15 protein-coding genes and 1 tRNA gene are annotated in these 22,169 nt (G+C 51.4%); 6 read left to right on the forward strand and 10 right to left on the reverse strand.

The genetic code is table 11. The features are described 5' to 3' along the window. Positions 1-16 precede the first annotated feature (16 nt). From MMC1_RS17365 to MMC1_RS20640, 4 genes are read left to right on the forward strand one after another with little or no spacing between them, the layout of a single operon-like run. On the forward strand, positions 17-1,615 hold the full coding sequence (locus MMC1_RS17365) for a PAS domain-containing protein (protein ID WP_049757729.1): 1,599 nt from the start codon (positions 17-19) through the stop codon (positions 1,613-1,615). 40 nt (positions 1,616-1,655) lie between these two features. Then, complete coding sequence (locus MMC1_RS17370; RefSeq protein WP_011714937.1) at positions 1,656-3,338, forward strand: response regulator; 1,683 nt, start codon at positions 1,656-1,658, stop codon at positions 3,336-3,338. A gap of 11 nt (positions 3,339-3,349) precedes the next feature. Continuing rightward, entirely contained in the window at positions 3,350-5,854 is a 2,505-nt protein-coding gene (locus MMC1_RS17375; protein ID WP_011714938.1) for a sensor domain-containing protein, read from the forward strand. Continuing rightward, positions 5,851-8,634 (forward strand): response regulator, encoded by a 2,784-nt coding sequence (locus MMC1_RS20640; RefSeq protein WP_011714939.1) that lies wholly within the window; start codon positions 5,851-5,853, stop codon positions 8,632-8,634. Before MMC1_RS17375 ends, MMC1_RS20640 begins: the two co-directional genes overlap by 4 nt. 80 nt (positions 8,635-8,714) lie before the next feature. On the opposite strand, the gene MMC1_RS17385 is transcribed toward MMC1_RS20640, so the two are convergent. The 4 genes from MMC1_RS17385 to MMC1_RS22300 form a co-directional block, all read right to left on the reverse strand. After that, positions 8,715-9,248 carry a hypothetical protein gene (locus tag MMC1_RS17385; protein WP_143711457.1) on the reverse strand — a complete coding sequence of 178 codons (534 nt, stop codon included), beginning with the start codon at positions 9,246-9,248 and terminating at the stop codon, positions 8,715-8,717. 230 nt (positions 9,249-9,478) lie between these two features. Continuing rightward, positions 9,479-10,012 carry a hypothetical protein gene (locus MMC1_RS17390; RefSeq protein WP_227665277.1) on the reverse strand — a complete coding sequence of 178 codons (534 nt, stop codon included), beginning with the start codon at positions 10,010-10,012 and terminating at the stop codon, positions 9,479-9,481. 72 nt (positions 10,013-10,084) lie between these two features. Then, complete coding sequence (locus MMC1_RS17395; RefSeq protein WP_011714942.1) at positions 10,085-10,645, reverse strand: polymorphic toxin type 44 domain-containing protein; 561 nt, start codon at positions 10,643-10,645, stop codon at positions 10,085-10,087. Positions 10,646-11,320: 675 nt separating this feature from the next. Then, positions 11,321-11,482, reverse strand: coding sequence for a hypothetical protein (locus MMC1_RS22300; protein ID WP_227665345.1), 162 nt, complete (start codon positions 11,480-11,482; stop codon positions 11,321-11,323). Here MMC1_RS22300 and dmeF point away from each other — a divergent pair. Further along, a complete protein-coding gene (dmeF, locus tag MMC1_RS17400; RefSeq protein WP_227665335.1) occupies positions 11,417-12,268 on the forward strand; it encodes a CDF family Co(II)/Ni(II) efflux transporter DmeF in 852 nt (283 codons plus the stop codon). The genes MMC1_RS22300 and dmeF overlap by 66 nt on opposite strands. Positions 12,269-12,368: 100 nt before the next feature. On the opposite strand, the gene MMC1_RS17405 is transcribed toward dmeF, so the two are convergent. From MMC1_RS17405 to MMC1_RS20655, 5 genes are all read right to left on the reverse strand, one after another. Then, positions 12,369-12,809 carry a VOC family protein gene (locus tag MMC1_RS17405; protein ID WP_011714944.1) on the reverse strand — a complete coding sequence of 147 codons (441 nt, stop codon included), beginning with the start codon at positions 12,807-12,809 and terminating at the stop codon, positions 12,369-12,371. Positions 12,810-12,863: 54 nt separating this feature from the next. After that, on the reverse strand, positions 12,864-15,488 hold the full coding sequence (locus tag MMC1_RS20645) for a hybrid sensor histidine kinase/response regulator (protein ID WP_011714945.1): 2,625 nt from the start codon (positions 15,486-15,488) through the stop codon (positions 12,864-12,866). A gap of 271 nt (positions 15,489-15,759) precedes the next feature. Beyond that, on the reverse strand, positions 15,760-18,633 hold the full coding sequence (locus tag MMC1_RS20650; protein WP_011714946.1) for a PAS domain-containing hybrid sensor histidine kinase/response regulator: 2,874 nt from the start codon (positions 18,631-18,633) through the stop codon (positions 15,760-15,762). Next, positions 18,633-19,487 (reverse strand): phosphate/phosphite/phosphonate ABC transporter substrate-binding protein, encoded by an 855-nt coding sequence (gene phnD / locus MMC1_RS17420; protein ID WP_011714947.1) that lies wholly within the window; start codon positions 19,485-19,487, stop codon positions 18,633-18,635. Before phnD ends, MMC1_RS20650 begins: the two co-directional genes overlap by 1 nt. A 91-nt stretch (positions 19,488-19,578) precedes the next feature. Then, complete coding sequence (locus tag MMC1_RS20655) at positions 19,579-20,481, reverse strand: uracil-DNA glycosylase (RefSeq protein ID WP_011714948.1); 903 nt, start codon at positions 20,479-20,481, stop codon at positions 19,579-19,581. An 85-nt stretch (positions 20,482-20,566) separates the two neighbouring features. On the opposite strand from MMC1_RS20655, the gene MMC1_RS17430 reads away from it, so the two are divergent. Then, positions 20,567-20,641, forward strand: a tRNA-Val gene (locus tag MMC1_RS17430). 430 nt (positions 20,642-21,071) lie between these two features. Here MMC1_RS17430 and MMC1_RS17435 read toward each other — a convergent pair. Continuing rightward, positions 21,072-22,064, reverse strand: a complete 993-nt coding sequence (locus MMC1_RS17435) for a radical SAM/SPASM domain-containing protein (protein ID WP_011714949.1) — start codon at positions 22,062-22,064, stop codon at positions 21,072-21,074. Positions 22,065-22,169: the final 105 nt, after the last annotated feature.

A 22,169-nucleotide genomic window follows, 5' to 3' on the forward strand; every position in this document is an offset into this window, starting at 1 on the left:
TTACGTTTCTACAGGTTTGACCAAGGTATTTCGTGAAGGCGAGAGCGTTACTTTTACCAACATACGCTTCAATGGTCAGGGGGGACGCGCGAACCGGCTGCTTAATATCCATATTAAACCGGTTATTGGACGCAAAAACCAATCCCCCCTTGCGGCACTCTTTATCCAGGAACAGGCCGCTGAAACGCGCCTTAATCCCGCCGATGACGCTTATGATTTTAACCAAGAGACCATGCAGCGCATCGCGGATCTTGAGCAAGAGCTGCAACTGACCCGGGAAAATTTACAGGCGACCATCGAGGAGTTGGAGACCTCTAACGAAGAGCTGCAAGCGACCAATGAAGAGCTGCTGGCAAGCAATGAAGAGTTGCAATCCACCAACGAAGAGCTGCAATCGGTCAACGAGGAGCTCTATACGGTCAATGCGGAATATCAGAATAAGATCATTGAGTTGACCGAGGTTAATAACGACTTGGATAACCTGATGAACAGCACCCAAGTGGTCTCGGTGTTTTTGGATGAAGATCTGGATGTCAGAAAATTCACCACCAGTTCCGCCAAGCTCTTTAATATTTTAGAGAGCGATATTGGCCGCCCGCTGGCCCACCTTTCCCATAATCTGCAAGAGGTGGATCTCATCACCCTCGCCTTGCGCGTCAATAAATCCCACAAGGTGGAAGAGAAGGTGGTTCGCACCTCCAGTGGCGATTGGTACCAGTTGCGTATTCTGCCGTACCGCATTGCCACCGATGCCTACCTGGGTGTGGTGCTGGTGTTTGTCAACATCAACAGCTTGCATACCGCCCAGCAAGAGCTGCTGCGGGTGTCCGAATCCTATGGTTTGGTTCGCTCTTCGGCACAGATTGGCAGTTGGGACTGGAACATCACTACCGGCGAGTTGGTCTGGTCCGACAATATTGAGGAGATGTTTGGGGTTGAAAAGGATCAGTTTGATGGTAGCTACGACACCTTCTTAAAGTCCCTGCACCCCGAGGACCATGGTTTTGTTATGGAAAGCGTCAAAAACGCCATCGAAAAGGATATGCCCTACGACATTGACCACCGCATTATCTGCCCTGATGGTACCATTCGCTGGATGGCCGAAACCGGCACGGTTATCCGCAACAGCCGGGGCAAAGCAGAGCGCATGATCGGCGTGGTGAGAGATATCACCATGAGCAAAGATTTAGAGGCCCAGATTCAGGAAAAAGGAGCGCTGCTGCAAAGTATCTTTAAAACGGCTCCCATTGGCATTGGTTTGGTCAACAAACGGGTTTTCAAGTGGGTTAACCAGCAAGTGTGCGATATAACCGGCTATGTCATGGATGAACTGGTTGGTCAAGATTCACGCCTGTTATATCCCTCGGACGAAGAGTATACCTTTGTCGGTACCGAAAAATATCGGCAAATTCAAGTGAGTGGTACCGGTACGGTTAAAACCCGCTGGCGTAGAAAAGATGGGGTGGTCATTGACGTATTGATGAGCTCTACCCCCATTGATCGACACAATTGGGACAAGGGCGTCACCTTTACCGTCCTGGATCTCACCCACGTGTTGGATACGCCGCAAAGCATGCCCTCTTTGCGAACCCTGATCAATCACGATACAGAGTAACACCCCACCTTTTCGCGCAACAGAACCGTTGAGAACGCTCATGAACTCGGAAAACATAACCAACATATCCGCACTGCGTAGCCGGGCAGAAGAGGTGTTGAAAAGTGATACACACGCTTTGGATCAATTTGAACGCACGGATTTACAGACGCTGATTCATGATCTGCGGGTGCATCAAATTGAACTGGAGATGCAAAATGACGAACTGCGCATAACCCAGGAGCGTTTGATCCGGGTGCGTCAAGAGTCGGATCAACTGCGTGAATGTTTTTCCCGCCTGTTTAACGAAGCCCCTACTGGATATTTGGTTGTTGACCATTCCGGTATTGTGCAGATGGTCAACGAGACCTTTTTAGACCTGCTCCAAGCTCAGGATACCCCCGTTATCGGCAAACCCTTTCTTAACTGGATCGATGCCAGGGACCGCTCAGAGTTTCTTGCTCGCTATACCAGTTTTTTCAACAAACCGACCAATAAGAGCCTTTCACTACGCTTGATTCCCCAACAAGGACTCCCCTTTTATGCCCAATTGGAGGGCAAACGCGCCGATTGGGATAGCTCTTGTCTTGGCAGCAGCAAGGTTAAGGGCAACCATCTCTTGGTCGTTGTCAGTGACGTTACCCCGCTGATTGATAGTAATCTTGCTATGCAACGTGCCAAAGCGGAAGCTGAACAGGCCAACCAGATTAAGGATAAATTTATCTCCTTAGTGGCGCATGATCTGCGGGGACCATTAAGTTCTATTGTCGGGCTGCTTGAATATTTGATGGAAGAGGCCGGACATGTGCTCGAAAAAGAGCATATGGAATTGATTCAGGTGGCCCGCAATAGCGGTAATAGCTTGCTTAATTTAACCGAGAAAATTCTTAATATTAGCCGCTTAAATACCGGGCTAATCACTTTAAAACAAGAGTTTATTGATGCTTATATGTGTATTGAGGAGTGCCTGCCCAAACTGGAGTATATGCGGCGCCAAAAGCGGCTACGAATCATCAATAATGTCCCACCGGGTACACGTATTTTCGCCGACCCTGTGCTGTATGGAGAGGTGATACAAAATCTGCTCTCCAATGCCATCAAATTCAGCCATGCTGAGAGCGCCATCCGGTTTGAGGCTTGCCCAACTAAACCCGGCACCATAGTGGTCAAAGATGAAGGGGTGGGTATCGCACCCGACCTACAAACCCAGTTGTTTGATGCAGGTAGCAAAACCAGCATGCCCGGCACCGATGGGGAGAAGGGGTCCGGCTTTGCTTTACCCTTTTGTGCCAATATTATTGAGAGCCATGGGGGGGATATTACCGTTTGGTCCGAGCTTGGCAAGGGTAGCCACTTTACCGTCACCCTACCCCACATTAGACCCAGAATTCTAATTGTTGATGATGATCAGGACATTCGCACGCTTATAAAAACATATTTAAACATTCTCGAAGATTGTGAATTCTTTGAGGCATGGGATGGTCAAACCGCCTACACCAACATGGTGGAGCTGCGTCCCGATCTTGTATTGTGTGATGTCTATATGCCCCTTATGGATGGTTTTCAGCTGCTCAAAAAGGTTCGTTCCACCACAGATATTCAAAAAATTCCGATCATCATGATCACCAGTGATCGTGCCCTAGAAACCCAAGAACGCCTACTCCGTAAAGGCGCCTACGATGTGATCGTCAAACCCCTTAACGGAGACGAGCTACTAACCCGTGTCCGACGTATCGTTTGGTAAGGATATTCCGAATGGACGATCATAATAAATCAGAGCTGCGCAAACGTGCTGAAGAGTTGATGCTGCGTCAGGAGCAGATTCACACCAAATGGGATAGGGATAATGTGAATGCCCTTATCCATGACCTAAACGTACACCAAATTGAGTTGGAGATTCAAAATCAGGAGCTGCGGGAATCTCAATTGCGCTTGGAAAAGGCCAAACAGGTGCAGGAGAGTGCCCTAGCCCGCTTTGAGGCACTTTTTAACAGTGCGCCTGAAGGGTTTATTTTGATTGATGTCTCGGGCATGGTCCTAGAGTGCAACCATACCACCCTGGAGATGTTGGGCTGCAAGCGGGAAGATCTGATCCGCAAGCCCTTTTCTGCCTTTGTGCATATTGAAGACCAGCCTAAATTTTATGCTTCTTACCCCTCGTTTTTTAAAAGTACCTATCCAAAGCCCATTGAGATACGGCTCATCCATAAGGGGAGCGCATTTAAACATAAAGATCACTCTTTTATTGCGGAGTTGACCGGGTGCAGCACCCTGAAACAGGATCTATTCAAAGATCTTTATCATGATAATCCATTTATCTTAGTCTCCATCTACAACATTAACGCCCACAAACTGCTTGAAAGAGAGCTGGCGGATGCCAAACAAGCGGCTGAATTGGCGAACCATGCGCTTTTAGAGAGTCATGACAAACTCGAAGCCACGGTTGCCCAACGTACCGCCGCCCTCAAAACCAGCAATGAGCAGTTGAAGCAGCAAATGATTGAACGGGAACAGGCCCAGCACCGCCTACGCTTGACCGCCGGGGTATTTGAAAACACCAGCGAAGCGATCATTATTACCGATGCCGCTAACCGGGTTATGGAGGTCAACCCCGCTTTTGTGCGTATTACAGGCTACCCAGCCGATGAGGTGATTGGCCGAGATCCTGGTTTCATGAAATCGCACCGCCATACTCACGAATTTTATGCTGAAATGTGGAAGAAGATCTGGCAAACGGGTCAGTGGCAAGGGGAGATATGGGACCGTCGCCACAATGGCGAGATCTACCCAAAATGGTTAACCATCAACGCCGTGTATGATGAACGTGGCCATTTGGTCAACTGTATTGGCATTTTTTCGGATATTTCACGGTTAAAAGCAACCGAGGAGCGGTTGGAACAGTTGGCCTTTTTTGACTGTTTGACCAAACTGCCCAACCGTGCGCACTTTCAATCGCGCCTGGACCACGCTTTAACCGCCGCCAACCGTCGCCAAAATAAAGTTGGATTGATTTTTATTGATTTGGACCATTTTAAACACATCAATGACTCCATGGGCCACAATGCCGGGGACCAACTGTTGATCGAAGCGGCCAAGCGTATACAAAGTTGTGTGCGTGAAGAGGATACGGTGGCCCGCATGGGGGGGGATGAGTTCACCATTATTCTGGCCGACCTGACAGATACCGCTAAAGTGATGACCAATGTGGCTTTGACTATTCTGGAATCCTTCACACACCCCATTGTGCTAGAAGATAAAAAGCTTTTTATAGGGTGCAGTTTGGGTATGGCCATCTACCCTGACGATAGCGGCAACGCTGCTCTGCTGATTAAACATGCCGACACGGCCATGTACCGCGCGAAGGAGTCTGGCCGCAACCGCTACTCCTTTTACACAGCCGAGATGAATGCCCAAGCGCAAAGCCGTATCTCCCTAGAGTCCGAACTACGCTATGCCATTGACCATAAAGCGTTTGAACTTTACTATCAACCCAAGGTGGATGCCCATAGCTCTGAGATTGTCGGGTTTGAAGCCCTTTTGCGCTGGATACACCCAACCGAGGGTGTGATTTCACCCAACCAATTTATTCCCATTGCCGAAGAGTCTGGATTGATTGCCGCCATTGGCAATCAGGTCGTGGAGATGGCCTGCCAAGGCTTGCAGCGGATCAACCGCTGCACCCCTAAACCCTTACCGGTAGCCATTAACCTTTCGGTTCGGCAACTGCGGCAAGATAATCTGGTTAACTATTTTTCTCAGACTTTGGCAAACTATGGTATCGAGGCCGAACAGCTTGAGTTAGAGGTTACCGAGAGTTTTTTAGCCAAACCCATTGAAAAGAGCGCGGCGTTGTTGCAAGCCCTTCACCAACTTGGCTACAAAATCGCCATTGATGACTTTGGCACTGGTTACTCTTCCTTGAGCTACCTGAAAAATTTTCCGATCCACACCCTGAAAATTGATCGCTCCTTTGTCATGGAAGTTGCGCACAATCAGGAGAGCCGCACCATCGTGCAAGCCATTATCTCAATGGCCCATGCGCTGGGTTACGACCTGGTGGCCGAGGGGGTGGAGACAGCCGCACAAGTTAATGTTCTGCAAGGGCTGGGATGTGGGATTATGCAGGGCTTTCACTATGCGCGCCCCGCACCATTACATGAAATATTAGAGATTCTTAGCCTAGGGAGCACGCTGGCAATCCAAGCAGCGTCATCCCTGAAAAACCCAAAAAACACCCCCAACGAGTTTGTATCAGAATGAGCCTTATAGAGCCTAAAATATTGATTGTCGATGATCGACCCGCTAACTCTATGGCGCTAAGGGTATCTCTTTCCAAATTGGATGTGCAGATCATTGAGGCCCCCAGTGGCAATGATGCTTTGGGGCTAATGGTCGAGCACGACTTTGCACTCATGCTGTTGGATGTCAACATGCCGGGCATGGATGGTTACGAGGTCGCTAAAATTGCCCGCTCGTGGGAACAGACCAAAGATATTCCCATCATTTTTATGACCGCCATCCACCATGATGATGCCCACCGCGCAACGGGTTATCAACTTGGGGCTGCGGACTATATTGACAAACCGGTTGATACCACCATCCTCCTTAGCAAAGTGAAGGTTTTTGTCGACCTTTACCGTTCTCGTCAAAAACTGCTAGAGGCCAACCGACAGTTGAGGGAGTCTATCTCGTTACGCCGGGGTGTAGAAGAGCAGTTACGCATGACACAATTTGCCATTGATCGCCTGGGGGATATGGTTTTTCTCATCTCACCCCAAGGCAAAATTGTGTATGTTAATGAAAAAGCCTGCCAAAAATTGCAATATGAAAAAGAACAACTGCTTCAGTTGAGTATTGAGCAGATCGGCTGTGGCCATATTGAGACCTCTTGGAAAGAGCATTGGCTTAAATTAAAATCCTACCAGACCCTGACCTTTCAGTCCCATTTACGCACCAAAAATAGCATTCAATTTCCCGTTGAGATTCAATCCAACTATGTAAAAACTTCATCTCATGAGTATAACTATGCCTTTATTCGGGATATTACCGACAGGGTCCATCAAGAAGAGCGGCTCAGGTTGCTCTCTCGGGCTGTTGAGTATGGCCCTGCAAGTATTGTTATTACCGATGCCGAGGGGCACATCCAGTATGTTAACCCCAAGTTTGAAAAAATAACCGGCTACGGGGCAGAAGAGGTGATTGGCAATAAACCCAGCTTACTAAAATCCGGGCAGACTGAACCGGCCATCTATGATGCCCTTTGGGACAGCATTAGTCGGGGCCATGAGTGGAGAGGTGAGCTTATCAACAAGCGCAAAGATGGTTCGCTTTATTGGGAAATGGCTCACATTAGCCCGGTTCTCTCTAAGACCAGTGGCAAGATTACCCATTTTGTCGGCATTAAAGAGGACATTACCTCGTTAAAAGAGACGGAGGCCCACCTGGAGTTGACCCAGAAAAAGGCCGAGGCGGCTTCCCTGGCGAAAAGCGAATTTTTGGCCACCATGAGCCATGAAATACGGACCCCCATGAACGCCATTTTAGGCATGACGGAGTTATTGGGCGAGACTCAGTTGAGCATTGAACAGCGGGGCTTTTTGTCTGTCTGTCGCTCTGCCGGTGAAAATCTATTACAGATTATCAACGATATTCTGGATATTTCCAAAGTTGAATCGGGTGGGCTGGAGCTCCAACATGTCCCCTTTAATCTGCGCCGTATTGTGTATGATGCGGGCGAGGTGATTCGTTTTAGATCTCATGAAAAGGGGTTGCACCAGCTGATTTTTATTGATGAAAGTGTGCCGGAGTGGTTATTGGGTGATCCGGCCCGTATACGTCAGATTTTGATCAATTTTCTAGGCAACGCCATTAAATTTACCGAAGCGGGCACCATTGCCACGGTGGTCAGCACCACCGCCGGCAAAGGCAGTCAGGTAGAGATTGTTTTTCGGGTCATTGATACCGGTATTGGTATACCTGAAAGCAAGCAGAGCGTGGTGTTTGATGCCTTTAAGCAGTTGGATTCCTCCACCCAGCGGCGCTACGGGGGTACCGGTCTGGGTTTGACCATCTCCAAAAAACTGGCCGATCTGATGGGGGGCCAACTTGGCTTAAAAAGCCAGGAAGGCCACGGCAGCACCTTCACTTTATCCCTTCGGTTAAGCCGCTCAACAGGGCCGAGTAAGAGCAGTGCCCAGCCTGCGCCCATATTTGCGGGGATGCATATTTTAATATGGCACACACATCCTATTAAACGCATGAATATTGAAGAGACCTTAATCCGTTATGGTGCAACCCTGCACCATTGCAGCGAGGTTGACCCTTTTCTACGTTGTGCGCAGGCCAACCATGCAGCTACGCCCATTGATCTGTTATTTATTCACTTTGATCACGCCGATGTCGATGTATTGAGTGAGATCAAGCGTCTTAGGGCGGTATCCCCCTGGGAGAAGATTCCGGTATTAATCTATGGACGCTGCCACGATCGCTCATTACCAGCTAAGATGTTGCAACAGGGGGTTAATTTTTTGCCTGAACCGGTTTTTCCAGATGTCTTACTGGATGAACTTTGCCGCATTACGCAAAAGTCCCAGCAACCAGAAGTGGACAGCAAACCAAGCAGAGCCTCGCTGCGTGTCTTGTTGGTTGATGACAGCGAAGATAATTTATTGCTTGCCTCGACCTTTTTAAAGAGCACGCCCCATATTGTCCAAACCGCCACCAATGGCAAGCAGGCTGTGGAGCGCTTTACCCAAACATCGCCCCGCTTTGATTTGATTTTGATGGATATACAGATGCCTGAAATGGATGGTTTTCAAGCCACAGCGGCCATTCGGGCATGGGAAAAAGCGCATAAAAAGCCGCCCTGCCCGATTATTGCCCTAACCGCCTTTGCCATGTCGGATGACGAGTCAAAATGTCTTTCTGCGGGATTTACGGGTTATGTGAGCAAGCCCATCAGCAAAGCCCGTTTACTGGAGGCCATGGAGGCCTGTACCGCTGCAAAAGCCCCAACCCAAGCTGAAGGACAAGTGGATTAAAACGCGCTTTGGCCCACGGCAATCCCCAACACATGAGGGAATGAGCACCGCCATAGCCGGGCTTGTTTTTTTGCACTCCGTCAGATATGGAACAGATACCAATGCTTATCCAATTGAGTACAGTCATAGGCGGGCATGCCCTCCGTGATGTCATAGAGTTTTTGCGCACAATCAGCCATTGGCTCTTCAGAATATAAATAACTTACCGATCCACCAACAAAATAATAGTCTATTTTTACCCTTACCTGACTGAAGCCATTACGTAAAAGCCCAACATCATACACCCCCGCTTTTCTCATGAGTCTGCCATACGCCTGAACCCGACGCTCGGGTATCTGTTCACTGGTCATAGAGCGTTTGATCTCTTTAAAATCATCGAGCCGGACGACGCAACACCGTTCGTGTGGGTCAAGAATGATCGAGCTGTAGGAGGCTATGTCTTCCTTGAGCATGGTAACCAACCGTTCAAGCGTCTCTTTGTTCGACGGGAACGTATGAATGAGGTACCAATCCGGCGGCAGGGCCATCCATTTGATCCAGACAAAACTGAACAGCGTCAGCAAAGCGGCCAGGAGCGGATGTCGACTCAACCAACGCACAAATCCAATGGCCATAAGAGACCTCACCAAAAAAACGGGGACCGCCATAGCGGCGCTCTGCCGGTGTCACTTGCCCCGGTTGCTCCCTGGACCTCACTGGAGGAGTTACTCCGAAGCTTATCGCGCTGGATCGTGCCCTGGGCAGCCTATAACATTCACATCGTCGATGCTCAGCCTCTCGATCTCTCCAGCACCGAGCACAGAGTTATGCTCTCCATAGCCGGGCTTGTTTTTTTTGCACTCCGTCAGATATGGAACAGATACCAATGCTTATCCAATTGAGTACAGTCATAGGCGGGCATGCCCTCCGTGATGTCATAGAGTTTCTGCGCACAATCAGCCATTGGTTCTTCAGAATATAAATAACTTACCGATCCACCAACAAAATAATAGTCTATTGAAATCCATACCTGACTGTAGCCATTACGTAAAAGCCCAACATCATACACCCCCGCTTTTCTCATGAGTCTGCCATACGCCTGAACCCGACTCTCGGGTATCTGTTCACTGGTCATAGAGCGTTTGATCTCTTTAAAATCATCGAGCCGGACGACGCAACACCGTTCGTGTGGGTCAAGAATGATCGAGCTGTAGGAGGCTATGTCTTCCTTGAGCATGGTAACCAACCGTTCAAGCGTCTCTTTGTTCGACGGGAACGTATGAATGAGGTACCAATCCGGCGGCAGGGCCATCCATTTGATCCAGACAAAACTGAACAGCGTCAGCAAAGCGGCCAGGAGCGGATGTCGACTCAACCAACGCACAAATCCAATTGCCATAAGAGACCTCACCAAAAAAACGGGGACCGCCATAGCGGCGGTCTCCCGGAGTAAGTAGCATACCTAAAACGATTAGCGCCCTCTGCGGCGCAGGTAGTCCGATCCGTAACGCATGCCTTGGATGACCTGTTGGCAATCGTCAATCGGTTCGCCAAAACAACTGGTTGGCTTCTTCATATCCCAGGGGCGTCCAGAACTGTCGGAGAACGGAACACGTAGATTCTTGGCGTCGGTGAGTCCTTGAAATGCCCCCCCTGCCCTTAGGCAAGTTTCTGGATCGTGTCCAGCGGCCACGCAGGTAGCACCATAATTAATGTTGCCAGCCCGTTCCCGTTTAGACCAAGAATGGTCTTTCTGTTTTTTTTTATAATCCCATGTTCCGTCCTCCCGAACGCGATTAACCCAGGCGAACCAATTCTCCTTGAGGGTCTTTTCGATGTTCTTGTCTACCTCTTGCCAACCATAGGCAGGCGGATTGGAGCGTTCGGCTGGTTGCGTGTAACGGGGATTCCACTGCTCTTGCCGCTCAACTTGTCGCTGCCACTGCTGCGTCTGCGCTTGCGTCTGTGTCTCACACGCCTGCCGACCGATAGGGTTGGGTATGTTGCTACAATGATCTTTTCGATTAAACACGATCACACGCCCTTAGCGTTCCAGGTCTCACGATGGAGAGGAGATGAACCACGACTTTTCCCTTGCCTTGTTGGGCGGTCCTGATATCCTCAGGCTACATTTTGTGGCGTCATCCGTGTTCCCGCACGGGTGGCCCATCCCGGAACGGTGCGCTGACCCAGGTTGGCGCACCCTCTCTTGTTAAAAATATTATAGTAATAATGTTTGATATCTGTTGCAAGTAATAAATTGCCATCGACGCTTAATCTCTTGATGAACGCTTCTGCACAGCCCCAGAACCCTCACCAGAGAGCACGCTTATCTGTTTGAGAATAATTCTGATTGACATTCAAAAACGCTCTGCTTAGGCTGTCCCTTATAGACTCGATTGTGGGAAAGCGCTTGGACGCTATGGGGAACAGGCCCAGCAAACCGCTTAACCCCACATGGGGGGTTCAATCCGCAGCATGCACCGCACAAGAGAAGCGGACAGCGCGTACCTCGATCGCCTCGGCGATCACCTCAATGAAGTGGTTTCTGTTGTAGGGGCCATGGGTGCCGCCCGCACAATGCGACCCTTCAGCCGAGCAATGGTGAGCGAGTGAGGCTTGGACCCCCATCGCGCAGCTTGGGAAAATTCGGCCAAAGGCCACCACAGCAATCTACAAAGAGCGTCTCATATGCATGTCGATACCATTAAGAGAGATCCGTCATGAGCACAATTTTTAAAACAGTGCTGCCCATGACAACGAAAAGAAAACGCTCAGTGTAATCATCCTCACCGGCGTCATGATGGGCGTTGAAATCATCGCTGGTGTGCTGACGGGATCCATGGCTCTGCTGGCGGATGGGTGGCATATGGGAACCCATGCCTTTGCCCTGGGGATTACCTATTTTGCCTATGTGATGGCAAGAAAGTATGCTGGTTCTGCGAAATTTAGCTTCGGAACCGGGAAATTCGGCATTTTATCCGGTTATACCAGCGCCCTCTTTTTGGGGGGTACAGCCCTCTATATGATTGTGGAGTCCTTCGCACGTTTGTTCAATCCGGTGCCCATCGCCTTTGACGAAGCCATTTTAGTCACCCTCATCGGGCTTGCTGTCAATGGGTTGAGTATCTGGATGCTCCACAGCAACGATGGTCATAACCACCACCATCATGATCATCACCACGACCACCATCATGATCATCACCATGACCACAATCTGCGGGCGGCCTACTTGCATGTGCTCGCCGATGCATTGACTTCTGTGTTGGCCATTGTGGCGCTGGTGGCGGGAAAATTGGCAGGCTGGTCCTTTCTCGACCCGGCCATGGGCATTGTCGGCGGCCTTTTAATCGCCCGCTGGGCATGGGGCCTGCTCCACAGCAGCGCCTTTATCCTGCTGGATGGCCATGGTGACCAAGCGAGCCAGCATGCCATTGTGCAAGCCATTGAATCCGATGACGACAGCGTCGTCAGCGATCTCCACATCTGGCCCCTCGGTTCCAATGCGCTTGCCGCTGCCATCACTGTCGTTACAAAAGCGCCCCGAACCCCCGAGGATTACCGGTCACGGCTTGCCCCAATTGCCAAGCTCAAACACACAACCATCGAAATTCACCCGTGCAACGATCAAAGCTGTGCCTGTTCCCAGCGCTGACAACAAGCCACTTTTCCCACCACCCCGGTAAGCGGCGCGGCGTCCCTACGGGGGCAAACCCAGGCAGGGAGCATACGCCCATAGGGCATGGCTCCGCCCCCTACCAACTACCGCTGTTGACCATACTGGCCCAGGGCTCTTGCATAGGCAGGGCCTCCCCTTTTTGCAGTAATTCAATACTAATCCCATCGGGACTACGAAAAAAGGCCATGTGCCCATCTCGCGGTGGCCGCAAAATCGTCACACCACCCTGCTGCATCCGTGCACAAACCGCATAAATATCCTCAACCAACAGCGCTATATGGCCAAAATTACGCCCACCGCTGTAACACTCACTCTCCCAATTGTAGGTAAGCTCAATCTCTGGCGCCTGCTCCCCCTTGGCCCGCTCCAGATCCTCCGGCGCGGCCAGATAGACCAGGGTAAACCGCCCCGCCTGACTCTCCTTGCGCTGGGTCTCAACCAACCCCAACAGATCCCGGTAAAAATGCAGCGACGCCTCTAAATCCGCCACCCGCACCATGGTATGTAAAAACCGCATTGTGCCGCTCCCTTTCAACTTGCGTACCACCAAGCCCGCACCAAACCATAACCCCTAAACCTGCTGCCCCTTATAAAGACCCCTCGTCTCCCTATAAACCTCGATCAAACAGTTACATAAATCGTGCATTTGCGTCCACTGCTGCGCTTTGCAAGCAGCATCCAACTGCATGGCACAGGCAGCCAATCGGGCTGCTCCAAAGGTGGCTGCACTGCTCTTTAAGGGGTGGACCTCCAGCGCTACGGTCTGCCAAGCCTCATTATCCAACGCCGTAGAGATCGCCTGCAAACGGGCATCGGCCTCATCAATAAATACCTCCAGAATACGGGGTAACAACGAACAGTGGGTATCTTCGGCCAAACGCTCCAGCACCTTCTCATCGCGGATCGGGGCGTTGGAATGACACCGCTTAGCCCCCACCCCTTGCTGGCCTGTCTGCTGAGCCTGCGTCACCAATGCCAAGATACCATTGAGCAAAATGTTGCGCTGGATCGGCTTGGTAATAAAGTCCTGCGCCCCCGCCGCCAGACATTGCGCGCGTACCTCTGGATAGGCATTGGCGGTAAGCGCAATGATGGGAATATCCCGCAGCGGGGCATTCATGCCACGGATACGTGCAATGGCCTGCCAGCCATCCATCTCTGGCATGGCTAAATCCATAAGAATCAGATCATAAGGCGCACGGGTCAACGCTTCCAGCACCTCCAAACCATTGACCGCCACATCCACGTGGCACCCCACCCGGGCCAACATCGCCACCGCCACCATCTGATTGGTGGGGCTGTCCTCGGCCAGGAGTACCCGCACCCCATGCAGTTGTACCTCCTGCTCGGAATTGTCCAACACCTCATCTTGGGGCGCATGCGCATAGCCAAAACGGGCGGTAAAGGTAAAACGACTACCCCCACTTGGTGGACTCTCCAAGCGAATCTCCCCCCCCATCAGATCCACCAAATGACGACAGATCGCCAACCCCAAACCACTGCCCCCATATTTGCGGGAATAAGACGGGTCTAACTGATTAAAGGGCTGAAACAGTTGGGTCAACTGTTGCGGAGGAATGCCAATACCACTATCTTGCACCTCAAACTGCAACAGTAGAGAATCCTCTCTCTTCGCCTGTTGCGCCACCCGCATCGTGACCCCCCCCTGGTGGGTAAATTTAATGCCATTACTCACCAAATTCATCAACACCTGGCGCAGACGCCCAGGATCCCCCTGCACCCACGCCGGAAGGTTAGCCCCCTGCTCCAGTTCCAGCGTGATGCCCTTGGCCGTAGCACGGGGTAAAAACAGATCATGCACCCCCTTTAAGATCTGTTCTGGACTAAAAGCGCTCTGCTCCAGTTCCAGATGCCCCGCCTCAATTTTGCTAAAATCCAAAATATCGTTTAACAGGGTAAGCATGGATTCGGCAGACTCCTGCGCGGTGGCAAGCCACTCCTGCTGCTGACCATCCAAGCGGCGATCATTGAGCAAACCAAGCATACCCAAAATACCATTCATCGGGGTGCGCACCTCATGACTCATCACCGCCAAAAAACGCGACTTGGCCATATTGGCCGCCTCGGCCTGCTCCTTGGCCTCAATCAAAGCGCGCTCCTCTTGCAACCGCTCACTGACATCTGCCACCAATCCCACAAACAGCCGCTCCCCCTCGAATACCATCTCATTGACCGACAAGCGGATGGGTAATAGGGCACCATCTTTGCGCTGCGCGGTGACATGCCGTCCCGCTGAACCGATCACCCGGGGCGCCGCCCCTTGCAGATAGCGCTGCACATAATCATCATGTTGGCTACGGTAGGGTTCGGGCATGAGCATGGTGATCTGCTCCCCCACCACCTCCGCCGCCGCATAACCAAAAATCCCCTCCGCCGCGTGGTTGAAACTCAAAACTTTGCCGCTGCTGTCCATGGTGATCAAACCATCCATCACCGTGTGCATAATGGTGGCCTCTAATTTGGCCATGCGGTTGCTGGTATAGAGTGATTTTTTTAAACGCTGATAGGTTTTATCCAACTCCCCCGACATACGGTTAAAGGCGGTGGCGGTCAACGCCAACTCATCCTGCCCCTGCACGGGTATGCGATGGTTAAAATGTCCATGGCCTATGGCTGTAGCCGCCTCCCGCAAATGCACCAACTGACGGGTAAGGTAACTGCCCAGCAACCAGGAAACCAGTATTGAGGCACTCATCGCCAACAGTGCCAAACGTAGTTGCTGGTTCTGTGCAGCGTGCAGCGCCTTTATAATCGGTGTCACGGGCAGCCCTAATGCCAAGGTTGCATAGACACTCTGCTCATGCAGCATCGGGTGGCGCAGATCAAAGGTGGCGTCGTCTATATCCCGTAAATTTATGTCTGGCTTGATATGGGGGGTGGGTGCTGGACCAAATTGATAGAGGATCTGCTGTTGGTTGTCGTAAATGCTTAGATAGGTTATAGCATTTTTCTGCACAATCTCATGAGCAATCGCCTGTAATGCGCTGTGGTTTTTTTCTAAAATGGGTGCTTTGGTCGCGGTGTCCATAAGCGTGGTAAGGGTTTTCGCATGGGCCAACAGATTATTTTGGTGTGATTGCCGCAGATCGTCCAAGGCTGAACTGACCAATGTAAGCAATACAAAAGCTTGAATAAGCGCTATACCCAGCACGGTTTTTAGTCGAAAGGACATCATACCTCCACAAGGCAAGCAGCCCCAGCCTGCACAAACATAACCAGGAGATGCGCTTAATACATCCCCACATCACTTAACGGGGGACACACTCCAATACAACGGCAAAATGCATCACTTAACGGGGGACACACTCCAATATAACGGCAAAATGGGTTTCCCATCTCCACGTTGGACGCACCAAGCCGAACCAATCCCGATTGCCTCTCGTCCCCTAGAACCACCACCCCATCAATCGCCCATCAAGAAGGGGTAGCCATTCGTGCGGACCGCCTTACGGGGTGCTCTCCCGACGTGGATAGTGTGCCAATACCTGCAATAGCTGCTTTTTACCGATGGGCTTGGTCAAGTGTGCGTCACAACCCGCTTCTAAACTGCGCATTTCATCCTCTTTCAAAGCATGGGCGGTTAAAGCCACAATCGGTACCGCAGGCCGCCCCTGCTGCTGTTCCCATGCTCGAATGCGACGGGTGGCGGTATAGCCATCCACCAAGGGCATCTGTATATCCATCAAGATCAGGTCCACTGGCTGCCCGGATTTAACGTAGCGCTCAGCCTCTTCTCCATTGATGGCATAGATCAGTTCGTGGGATGTACGGGAGAGATAGGCCTGAATTAAATTTTGGTTATCCACAGAGTCCTCCGCCAGCAAAATGCGTAAAGTCTGACGGGTTAAACTCTGCGTTTCTGTTACCACCTCTTGTGCAGGTTCTTCACCAATTTGGCAAGGCATGGACAAGGTAAAGCAACTGCCCTTTTGTACCTGACTCTGCACCGCGAGACGCCCCCCCATAAGCTGAGCCAAACGCTGAGAGATGGTCAAACCCAGCCCACTGCCACCAAAACGACGGGCCATACTGGAATCTGCTTGGGCAAACATATCAAAAATGGTGTTTATGTGCTCCTTGGGAATACCAATTCCACTATCCTCGACCTCAATGCGTAAGCGCTCTACCGCTTCATCTAACCAAACACGCACACAAACCTGTCCCACTTCGGTAAATTTTATGGCATTTCCCACCAAATTGATCAGGATCTGACGCAAACGCGGCGCATCCCCCACCAAATAGTTGGGGGTATTGGGATTCATCTCCAAGACCATCTCCAGCTTCTTTTTGGCCGCGGCATAGCCCATAACTTCACAGGTTTCACGCATTAATTCATGGAGATCATAACGCTCTTCGGTCAGTTCCAGACGGCCCGACTCAATACGGGTAAGATCCAAAATGGCGTTAATCACGTCCAACAACGCTGTACCCGAGCTGCGCAAACTCCGCACATAACGCTGCTGCTCTTCACTCAAAGGGGTCTCCAGCAGCAGCTCGGTCATACCAATAACCGTGTTCATTGGGGTACGGATCTCATGGGACATGGCCGCTAAAAACTCACTCTTGGCTTGACTGGCCTGCTGCGCCTGTCGCATCGCCTGCTGTAGCGCTGCTTCATTCTCTTTTTTAGCTGTAATATCCGTGGCTAACCCAACTACTCTGACTACCTGCCCCTGCTCCTCAATGGGATAACCTCGGTTATGTATCCAGCGCAATTGGCCATCATCCCCCCGCACAATACGGTACTCCTGATCAAAACCATCCGCATGGCTTGTGCTTTGGAGGAGCGCCTCTTCGACCCGCGCACGATCCTCCGGGTGGATCGACTGCGACCAGAGGTTAATATCTTGCTCCAGCGCCTGTACCGAATAGCCCCACACCTTTTCAAACGCTGGATTGACATAGAGTATGCGGTGCCCATGGGCACTGGTGATCCAGAAGACATCCTCCAAGGTCTCGGCCATCTCGCGAAAACGCAGCTCACTCTGGGCCAGCTCCTGCTGGGCCTGTCGGTTGGAAGTAACGTCATCAAATACCGCGACCACCTCACCATTTTCTAAACGGTAGACATAGTTTTCCACCCACTGTGTAATGCGTTGGTCGCTATATTGGGTTAATGGTAAATGTTCCGGCACGCCGCTGTGCCATACCCGCTTAAAAAGATCCAGCAGCCCCATCGCCCGGATGCCCGGAAAAATCTCCGTGACCCGCTTTCCCAATATACTCTCGCGGTCGAGTTTGGTAAAAACCGTGCTCGCCTTATTAAAGCCACGAATAATAAAATCATCGCCATTATCTATGGCTTCATAAATGGCCACCCCGCTGCCCATATTGTCGAACAGGTTACGAAATTTCTCTTCACTGGCCGCCAAAGCCCCACGCAGTGCCTCGCTCTGACTGGTATCAATTAAAATGCCCTGCACCCGTGGGCCATTGGCCCCTTCCACCCGTTCACAGCGGTGCAGCACCTGCAACACCCCACCGGTTTCGCGATGAATGCGGTGCTCCATCTGGACTTGATTTTGCTGCTGTTGACTGAGACGATCCAACATCTCTAACACAGACTGTTGCTGGGGCTGTGGAACCAACCCCAACAGGCGCTCCACCGGTAGAGGTGCCTCATCAACCTTCACCCCCAACAGCTGGCAGAGCCCCTGGGACCACTCCATATGTTCAATGGCGACATCGCTACTCCAGCTCCCCATATGGGCTACCAATTGTGCTTTGACCAGCGCCTGTTGACTCTCGCGTATCATATTTTCCGCGCGCTGCCGTGCTGCCAACTCTTGGTTGAGCGGCGCGATGGCAAAACGGGTCATAATCCACCAAACCGTTAGGGCAAATAGTCCCGATATCAGACTGGAGACCACCCCCATGTAGAGGGTCATGGTACGCAGTCGGTCATTGATCATGCTTAAATTATGGGTAACTTCCAGGGTTATGAGCTGACGCCCATCTACGGTTATTGCGCTTTTATGGACATACATATCACCCTGCAACGCGCCCGCTTGATAATGAACCAACTCAAACCCGTTGGGAGAGATCGCCCGTATGGCCAAAATTTCTGAGTGAGCCTGCCCCCACATTTCAAGGTTGCGCTTGATCTGAGCAAGGTCACCACGGATGGCGGCTTCCTGCAACGTAGCACCGAGCAAGGCAAGCTGGGCTTTGATGCTACCATGCAGATCCTCACGCATATCCTGTTGATATTTTCCGGTAATGACCCACAACTGGGTCAGCAACAACAGCAACAATGCCCCAGCGAATAAAATCAACGGCCTGGAGTTACGGAGATTTGTATGGACATTGATATGCGCCATTAGGGTTGCCCCCGCTGCGGTATGGGTACGGAAAGCAGTCTACGCAATCCATCAAAATCGGCATCCGTCACTGGCCCCAAACCCGTAATGTTCGGTTTAAGCGGTTTTAATATTAGGGTGTCTAGGGTTCCGCTCCCTATTTTCGCCAAGGCCGCTTTAACCGCTTCGATGTGCGCATTGGGCAAGGTGGCACGTGCGACGAGTACATGGTTAGGTACAGCGGGGGAACGCGCCAACACACGCAGCCCCCAAGCCGCGTATTGGTGATAGGTGCTCTCTTTGGTGGCTCCGGCATCAAACAGGCCGGTCAATACACCGTAGACGACATTAAGGTGGTTATTGACATGTTGGAAACCACCCAGATCAACCTTTTTCACGCCTGCTTGTTGGAGCATTTTTAAAGGGATAAGATGGCTCATGGTGGAGTCCACATCGCCAAATGCCATGCGTTTACCGCGTAGGTCGGCCAAACTTTGTAGCGATGCTTTTTCATAGGTAAAGATTACACCATGGTAGGCGTTTTCACCATTAACCCGCAGTTGGGCCAGCAGGCGTGGTTGCGTAAAATCATGCACCAATTTAATGTAGGGATAGGGGCCAAGATAGGCGATATCAATCTGGTTATCCACGAGATTTTTTAAATGTTCTGCATAATTGGCGGCCACATGAAATTGCACAGGCCGTTGTAGTTCATGCATTAAGAAGGTGATGAGGGGTTGAAAACGTTTATGTAGCTCTGTGGCAGGCAAGAAGGGGTGCACACCGAATATAAGCGGCGTCTGGGCCAGCGAGGGTGTTGCCAACAGTAGGTTGAGCAAACCACACAGCAGTGCCATCCACAAACGACTGACCATCAACGTGCTCCTATTTGGTGCCTTCGTAGTAACCAGACTACGTTAGTTTAGAAGGATTTAAAAGAGCTTCATGCGTTGGGGTCGGATCAACCTATCGGATCAAGGGCTGTTTTGGGTTGTTTTCTAAAAGCTGCTGCAAACGAATAAGGTCCAGCCAACCATCTTTTTTACGGGTTGGGGTACGCAGGTAGAAGGCGGGGTGGTAGGAGGCCAGCACGGGAATACCGCGCCAGCTGTGTTCATGGCGGCGGATTGCGGCCACGCTATCGGTACTACCCAGCAGGCTTTGTATGGCGAAGCGGCCTAGGGCGAAGATTACTTTAGGGGAAATCACTTCGAGCTGTTGGTGGAGGTAGCCTTGGCAGAGCGCCACTTCGTGGGTTTGGGGGTTACGGTTGCCTGGGGGGCGACATTTTACGACGTTGGCGATATAGACATGCTCACGTTGCAGGCCGATGGTTGCCATCATGCGGTCCAGCAGTTGACCGGCGGGGCCGACAAAGGGTTGTCCGATGCGGTCTTCTTCGGCTCCTGGGGCTTCGCCCACAAACACCACGGGGGCATCGGGATGACCGATACCGGGCACGGCCTGTGTGCGGGTACGGCAGAGGTCGCAGCGTTGGCAGGCTTGACAGTGTTGGGCGATATGTTCTAGGGCAGCGGCTTTACCGGCAGGCAGGTTAAGGGGTTGTGGTGGGGTGACAATGGGGGTCTCATCCGGTTTATGGGCGGGTGCGACGGGTTGGGGCAGGCGGGGCCGTTTGGCTGGGGCGGCTGCGACTGTGGGGTAGGCGGCCTGCTGTGACGGTGCATACCCAGCGGTTTGGGATTGGGCATGTGGGGTAATGGAGGGTGTACGCCACGCTTGGGCGGGTGCGCTATCGAACTGTTGTTGTATGAGTTCGAGAGTGGGCATGTCACCATAGAGCATGGGCACGCCGGAGGTTTCCAGGTAGCCGAATGCGGCGATCCAGTCATGGGCAGTTGGGGTCATAGGGTATACCGTCCGATACGCATTTTTTCTTTGACAAGGTAGCACGATTTTGGGTATAAATCACGCTCCTTGAATCAGGCACAAGGGGCGATTAGCTCAGCGGGAGAGCACTGCCTTCACACGGCAGGGGTCACTGGTTCAATCCCAGTATCGCCCACCATTTTTCAAGTATTTACAGGCGGTTGAACACCACGTTCAATCGCCTGTTTTGCATTTAGCACGGACGTAACCTTAGCGTTACCGTGGGAGCGGAGATTGAGGTTTTCTCCTCTCTTGCCAAAAGAACGACGGCAGCCCTTGCATGCTGTGACCCTGACCAAACCTAATCGTTTTTCCCTAAATTATACGATTAGCATTTGATCTATCGCTCTTATTTGTCGCGTGCTACCCATTTTATGGCGCGATGCTCACGCACACCAATGGCCATTGGTGTGCGTGACACCTAACCAGAGGTTAGATATGACTGCTTAACTCTACTTCAGAATGCCCCTAATAAGGGGGGGAATACCGAGCTGTGACGGTGTGGTCGGGCAGTATATCGCCCACGGGCCCTCTTGCACGGTCAAAATACCCCGTGGACGATCCACCGACTACTGGGTTAAATTTTTTAAAAACCGCTCCTGCCAGCTGTTCTGGCGGCTCCAGCGGATGCCCGCTGAATCACATACCCGACATACACCCGCTGGGCGATCATTCCTCAATAAAGCACGACGCAACGCACCAAATGCCGCCCCGTTCCATATCTCCATCAATGGCTGATCCTTAATGTTGCCCAACGCTTCATGGATATAGTGATCCGAACAACAGCGCCCTACCCGACCATCCGACGTAATGGTCATGCTGTAAAAGGGATTGTCACATAAACCCAACGGCGAACGCTGCCGCTCATGATCCCCCAAATTGTTAGGAGCCGAACCCCCTCGGTTGGTCAAAACCTCCGTAGCCAAGCGGCGGTTAACATTGTAGACAAAATCCACCGGCTGACCCTGAGCCGAATGTCGCGATCCCTGATACTGAACACGCCCCTGCTGCGCATACGCCTGCAAAACCTCCTCCTCAAACCGCTTGATAGGCTCAGGCAATGGAGCCTCTAAATCATCGTTATACAAATTTAAATTGATCATATTTAAACCCGCTTCCAACAATGGACGCCCCGTCTTTGGCGTCAACGCCTGCCCATTGGTGGTAATCATCAACCACGCCTGGGGCAGCTTCTCCCGCGCATAGGCCACATAACGCGGAAAATCCTTCACAATCAACGGTTCATTGCTTAAATAAAAGGCGATTCGCCCCCCATAGTTGATCTCCGCCAGTTGATCAATCACCTTGGCATACACCTCAAAGGGCATGGTAATATCTGGTCGCTCATCCGCGCCCTTAACCGCCGGACAAAAACGACACACCGTACTGTTACAACGGGTACGCAACTCAATATATAACTCATGAAAAATCGGTGCCGTACCATCCTTGGGCAAATCTTGACGATAAGGCCGATAGACATACCATAAAAACAACCGTTGCAACCAAACAGGCGCGGCTTTATAGAGCCGCATCATATAGTAATCAAACACTTTGGCTTTCATTTTATACATCCCTAAAACACCACATTCGCCAGAAACTTCTAAACGCCCCACCCGTTAGAGGATTGACCGCTTAGAGCAGCACCCCCCAACACCATCGGCCCTTCT

It is taken from the genome of Magnetococcus marinus MC-1, assembly GCF_000014865.1.
GTDB classification, from domain to species: domain Bacteria; phylum Pseudomonadota; class Magnetococcia; order Magnetococcales; family Magnetococcaceae; genus Magnetococcus; species Magnetococcus marinus.

Bases quoted from the DNA above. Each gene is read 5' to 3' on its own strand.
- MMC1_RS17370 (WP_011714937.1), top strand. From the start codon at position 1,656: ATGAACTCGGAAAACATAACCAACATATCCGCACTGCGTAGCCGGGCA.
- MMC1_RS17375 (WP_011714938.1), top strand. From the start codon at position 3,350: ATGGACGATCATAATAAATCAGAGCTGCGCAAACGTGCTGAAGAGTTG.
- MMC1_RS20640 (WP_011714939.1), top strand. From the start codon at position 5,851: ATGAGCCTTATAGAGCCTAAAATATTGATTGTCGATGATCGACCCGCT.
- MMC1_RS17385 (WP_143711457.1), bottom strand. From the start codon at position 9,248: ATGGCCATTGGATTTGTGCGTTGGTTGAGTCGACATCCGCTCCTGGCC.
- MMC1_RS17390 (WP_227665277.1), bottom strand. From the start codon at position 10,012: ATGGCAATTGGATTTGTGCGTTGGTTGAGTCGACATCCGCTCCTGGCC.
- dmeF (WP_227665335.1), top strand. From the start codon at position 11,417: ATGGGCGTTGAAATCATCGCTGGTGTGCTGACGGGATCCATGGCTCTG.
- MMC1_RS22300 (WP_227665345.1), bottom strand. From the start codon at position 11,482: ATGCCACCCATCCGCCAGCAGAGCCATGGATCCCGTCAGCACACCAGC.
- MMC1_RS17405 (WP_011714944.1), bottom strand. From the start codon at position 12,809: ATGCGGTTTTTACATACCATGGTGCGGGTGGCGGATTTAGAGGCGTCG.
- MMC1_RS20645 (WP_011714945.1), bottom strand. From the start codon at position 15,488: ATGATGTCCTTTCGACTAAAAACCGTGCTGGGTATAGCGCTTATTCAA.
- MMC1_RS20650 (WP_011714946.1), bottom strand. From the start codon at position 18,633: ATGGCGCATATCAATGTCCATACAAATCTCCGTAACTCCAGGCCGTTG.
- phnD (WP_011714947.1), bottom strand. From the start codon at position 19,487: ATGGTCAGTCGTTTGTGGATGGCACTGCTGTGTGGTTTGCTCAACCTA.
- MMC1_RS20655 (WP_011714948.1), bottom strand. From the start codon at position 20,481: ATGACCCCAACTGCCCATGACTGGATCGCCGCATTCGGCTACCTGGAA.
- MMC1_RS17435 (WP_011714949.1), bottom strand. From the start codon at position 22,064: ATGAAAGCCAAAGTGTTTGATTACTATATGATGCGGCTCTATAAAGCC.